Consider the following 5,110-nt stretch of genomic DNA (forward strand, 5'->3'; position numbering starts at 1 on the left):
AAGGAAGCTGATCTTTTTTGTCCGAACAGCGTTCGGATTAATTTTACAATCTACCTTTTACAGTCTTTTCATCTTCCATTGTTTCTTATTCCCCCCGCAAAAAATTATTCAACTCTTTTCAAAGATCATACTTCTTTAATATAAAGAATAATAGTAACCAGACATATTCATGAAACTGAGAAGGTATACATTTAACTACTAGTCTATAAATAGAGTAGTTAGAATTATCTATGACACAACGGGTTTATATCGTAGATACGGAAGGCTAATATACTTGGACAAATACTTGGTTTATAACTATCTACACGAGGAGTTCTATATTTGCCAACAATTGCCACTCATATGTAACGATATGACAAAATAGCGTCCATTTAGTGTCCTTTCCCACTACCTCAATCAGCACAAAAACGCCCGCAACCGTCATCCCTGACAGTTACGGGCGTTCCTTTACATCAATTTATCTTAGTACTTTTCCTTGCTCAATACGTTCAACTTATCGTCGAAGTCGTAAACAACAGGCTGGCCAGTAGCCATTTCCAAGTTGATGATGTCATCGTCTGAGATGTTTTCAATGTACTTGGACAATGCGCGCAGTGAGTTACCGTGAGCAGCGATGATGATGTTCTTACCATCTAGCAACTTAGGAGCGATCTCATCTTCCCAAAGGGGCATAACACGTTCCAAAGTAACCTTGAGGTTTTCACCACCGGGAACGATCTTTGGATCCAAGTTAGCGTAACGACGGTCGTTGGCTGCAGAGCCTTCGTCATCAGCACTCAACAATGGAGGCAAAGTGTCGTATGAACGACGCCAGATATGCACTTGGTCATCGCCCCATTTTTCGGCTGCTTCAGCCTTGTTTTGGCCTTGCAAAGCGCCGTAGTGACGTTCGTTCAAACGCCAAGTCTTGGTTTCAGGAATCCATAATTGGTCTGAACCTTCCAAAACGTAGTGTAAGGTTTTGATTGCACGCGTCAAAACTGACGTGTAAGCGTAGTCGAATTCCAAGCCTGCTTCCTTAACTTTCTTACCAGCAGCTTGTGCTTCTTCAACACCCTTGTCGCTCAAGTCAACGTCAACCCAACCAGTGAATTGGTTAGATAAGTTCCATTGTGACTGTCCGTGACGAATCAATACTAATTTAGCCATCTTCAATTAACCTCTTTCTTAAATGTAATTACGGATAGATTATACCCGAAACACACCACAAATTACATAGCTCACGTTATTTTCCATTTGCGTCCGTCGATGCTTTACGTCGGTTTCGCAGTGACTTAATGGATGGTCGGTCATGTCCAATCGACTTTACTCCGAGTAGATCCAAGAAGAACGTGAACAGTGGCACCCCGAAGATCAGTCCCCAAACACCAAATAATCGCTCGCCCACTAACAGAATCACAAAAGTATAAAAGATTGGTAACTCCGTCCGACTCGCGTAAAACTGCGGGTTCAACACATAAGCTTCCAATATGTGAACAACGGCGATCATGATCAAAATATAAATGACATAATCAAGCCCACCAACGGAATACCCGATCAGTGTCAGCGGCACTAGTGAGACAATCACGCCGGCCACCGGAATCAAACTCAAGATAAATACCATTAGCGCCAAGGTCGGCAGCTGTGGCATCTTCATGAATGCCAGTGTAATCGTGGTAATCACCGTGTTGCAGATAGCGATGAAGAACTGTGCCTCAATAACGACCCCAAACGTATTCACAAATTTCTTGAACAGATAACTCACATCCTGGAAGAACCAGCCATACGTGGAATTTAAGAACAGGTGTGAAAAGGTCCGCACCCGGTTACTTTCAACCGTAAAGAAGAAACTCAGAATCAGTGAGAAGAACAGCGTCAACGCCATTTCTCCGATGTAACCAACATAATTCAGAATCAAGGTCGCCCAGTTTTTCAGCTGGTTCATGAAGTCAAAACGCTTTGCATACTGATTGATAAACGTCACAACATTATTCGTATCATGATCCGGATTGCGATAAAAACTATAAACAGTGTTCGCCATTTTCACCGTCTCATCGACAAGTCGTGGTAGATAGTTCGTAAATCCAGAATATAAGCCAAATAACACAATCAAATAAATGATAATTACGATGATTGCCGGTGGAATTTTAACAAACCGCCGCACAAATTGAACCAAGCGCGTTACTAAAAAGGTAAACACAAAGGTCAATAAAATGATGCTAATCATCGACCGCATCAACCATAACCCCAACACAATGAACGCTAAAACCGTCCATCGCCGTAACGCAACGTTATTAATAAATCGTTGAAAGTAAGTCACAAAAAAGCTCCCCCGTCTCATTTCGCTGCTTTTACTGTAACGCAGCCGGTTCAGGGGAGCCACTCATTTAACTTTTCCTAAGTAATCCCTTAACTTTTAATCGACGCAAAGTTAAGGGCTAACGTTTCTAAGCCCAAAACTTGATGAATGATCAAGGATGTTGCGCCTAACAATGTCGCCGAGCGCACTGCTTGCGTGACCAAAATCGGACCTGGCTCTGTATTCATCATGGCGGCTACATGGGTACGAATCACTGGCAACAATTGCGGTAACTTTGTAAATAATAAGCCATTTAAAATCACTGCATCAGGCGCAAAACTCGTCGTTAGATTGGTAATAACCCGTGCCAGGTAATAAGCAAAATCATCGCCTGCTGCGAGGACAGCCGCATCTTTGTGTTTATAGGCGGCTACTGCTTCATCTAACGTCAAGGTTGGCATCTGTCGATAAATTGCCTTCATAAAAGCTGTCTGCGTCGCATAATCATCAGCCGCGCCTAAGTGATCGTGGTTGTGGCGATCAACTAGATATCCTTGGCCAACTTCGCCAGCATGTCCGTTATGTCCCGTATATAGTTGGTCATTGGTGACGACGCCCGCGCGAATATGCTCGCCAACTTGCAGCACAATCAAATTGTGAAACAACCCTTGCCCGTAGAAGTCACGTTCATAGACTGTTGCTAAGTTAGTACTATTTTCAACCACAACCGGCACATGAAATTGATCGGTAAAGTACTTCGCCACATCAAAGTTGGCCAAACCAGGAATCGCTGGCGTGACAATCCGATTTTGCGCCACCGTACCATTCACCGCTACACTGATACCAGCGAGTTGAATATGTTTTTGCTGTGCAATCACTGTCTGAAGACGCCGCGTAGTTTCATCCAGCACAGCCGTTAAACTCATGTCAGTCGTTATGAATTCATCGCCGCCTAATTGTTGTGCATTTAGCCGACTTGCTAAAAGCATCACCTTATTTGCAGTCAAATGTAAGCTAATGACAAAGTACCGATTGGTATTCAACTCACCTAAAACTGGTCGCCGGCCACCGTTTTCACTACTGCCGCCATGCCCTACTTCACGAATGAACCCGGCCTTCAGTAAATAGTTATAGATATCCGACACAGTTACCTTATTTAAATCCAAATTCCGTGAAATTTGGCTACGCGAGATTGGTCCTTCATTGATCACTTGCTGCATAACTAATTTTTTATTGGTGCTACGCATAATGTGTTTATTTATAACCATAATCGTTAGTTACGACCCACACGACACTAAGTGGTATGGATTTTGTAACCTTTGCCTCCCTTCATTCTTGGAGCAATAACATATGAATTGTACGGGAACGTTTCAAACGAATAAATATCTAATGGTGACATTATAATTTCATTCAAATTAAATAACTATTAATATGCATTTTTATTTTCTTAGCCCAAATTCATGCACTTCTTAATCTACGGACTTATTTAGTCAAATAATTTTTGACCTGTAAATTAAGCGTTATACTGAGCCTTGTAACTTTTTGAGAGAGGAAGTTCAGATTATGTTAGATAAAACGTTCTACAATACCTTTTTAAGTCACTCTTTTAACATTCCTGTACGCGTTAACTACTGGGATGGAAGTACAAAGACATACGGTGGCACCGGTACACCTCAAGTCACCATCACTTTCCATGAGCTCATTCCGGTACGTTCTTTGACACGTAATGCCTCATTAGCGCTCGGCGAGGCCGTCATGGACGGACGCATTGAAATTGATGGCAGTATTCAGCGGTTGATCACGTCCGCCTACGAATCAGCCGGCAGCTTTTTTAACGACAGCAGCTTCAAAAAATTTATGCCTAAACAATCGCATAGCGAGGCTCATTCTAAATCCGATATTCAAAGTCACTACGATGTCGGCAATAACTTCTATGAAATGTGGCTAGATCCGACCCTAACGTACTCATGTGCTTACTTTGAACATGACGATGACACGTTGGAACAAGCGCAAATCAACAAAGTGCATCACATCATTCAAAAGTTGGATCCGCAACCTGGCAAACGTTTGCTAGATATCGGTTGTGGCTGGGGCACATTAATGCTCACCGCCGCTAAGGAATACGGCTTAAAGGTCACTGGTATCACCTTGAGCCAGGAACAATACGATCTTGTTTCACAACGCATCACTGATGAACACCTGGAGGATGTTGCTGAAGTCCGTTTGGAAGACTACCGCGAACTTGGTGATGAAACATGGGACTACATCACCTCTGTCGGCATGTTCGAGCACGTCGGCAAAGAAAACCTCGGCGCTTACTTCAAGTGTGTCGCTAAGTACCTAACTGATGACGGCGTCGCTTTGATTCACGGAATCACTCGTCAACAAGGTGGTGCTACCAATGCTTGGCTAGATAAATACATCTTCCCAGGTGGTTACGTGCCCGGCCTGACAGAAAACATCACGCACATGTTGGAAGCCGGTCTGCAAGTAGACGACATGGAACCATTACGTCGGCACTATCAACGCACGACGGAAATTTGGGATCAAAATTTCAATGCACATCGTGAAGAAATCGTCGCTGAATTTGACGAGTCCTTCGCCCGCATGTGGGATTTATACCTGCAGGCGTGTGCTGCATCCTTTGAAGCAGGTAACATCGACGTTGTTCAGTACCTGCTCACCAAAGGCGCATCCGGCCGCGTGCTACCAATGACACGTGCTTATATGTACCAACACGAAGCAACTAACTAGCGGGGGCTTTGTCCCCCAGCACCAGGTCATTAGCAAGTTCGCTTCGCTCACCGTCGACCAGATGTAGCGCCTTACCGC

General features: G+C 43.8%; 4 protein-coding genes. 1 reads left to right on the plus strand and 3 read right to left on the minus strand.

Features of this window, described 5'->3' with window-relative positions; genetic code table 11:
- Nucleotides 1-462: 462 nt before the first annotated feature.
- The 3 genes from IV55_RS00005 to IV55_RS00015 form a co-directional block, all read right to left on the minus strand.
- Nucleotides 463-1,149, minus strand: coding sequence for a 2,3-diphosphoglycerate-dependent phosphoglycerate mutase (locus IV55_RS00005; RefSeq protein ID WP_057808355.1), 687 nt, complete (start codon nucleotides 1,147-1,149; stop codon nucleotides 463-465).
- A 76-nt stretch (nucleotides 1,150-1,225) separates the two neighbouring features.
- Nucleotides 1,226-2,299, minus strand: a complete 1,074-nt coding sequence (locus tag IV55_RS00010) for an AI-2E family transporter (RefSeq protein WP_057808356.1) — start codon at nucleotides 2,297-2,299, stop codon at nucleotides 1,226-1,228.
- An 89-nt stretch (nucleotides 2,300-2,388) separates the two neighbouring features.
- Nucleotides 2,389-3,546 (minus strand): ROK family protein, encoded by a 1,158-nt coding sequence (locus IV55_RS00015; RefSeq protein ID WP_057808357.1) that lies wholly within the window; start codon nucleotides 3,544-3,546, stop codon nucleotides 2,389-2,391.
- Between the two features lie 295 nt (nucleotides 3,547-3,841).
- Here IV55_RS00015 and IV55_RS00020 point away from each other — a divergent pair, with 295 nt between their 5' ends.
- Entirely contained in the window at nucleotides 3,842-5,032 is a 1,191-nt protein-coding gene (locus tag IV55_RS00020) for an SAM-dependent methyltransferase (RefSeq protein ID WP_057808358.1), read from the plus strand.
- Nucleotides 5,033-5,110: the final 78 nt, after the last annotated feature.

This window comes from Furfurilactobacillus siliginis, assembly GCF_001437435.1.
Taxonomy (GTDB): Bacteria; Bacillota; Bacilli; order Lactobacillales; family Lactobacillaceae; genus Furfurilactobacillus; species Furfurilactobacillus siliginis.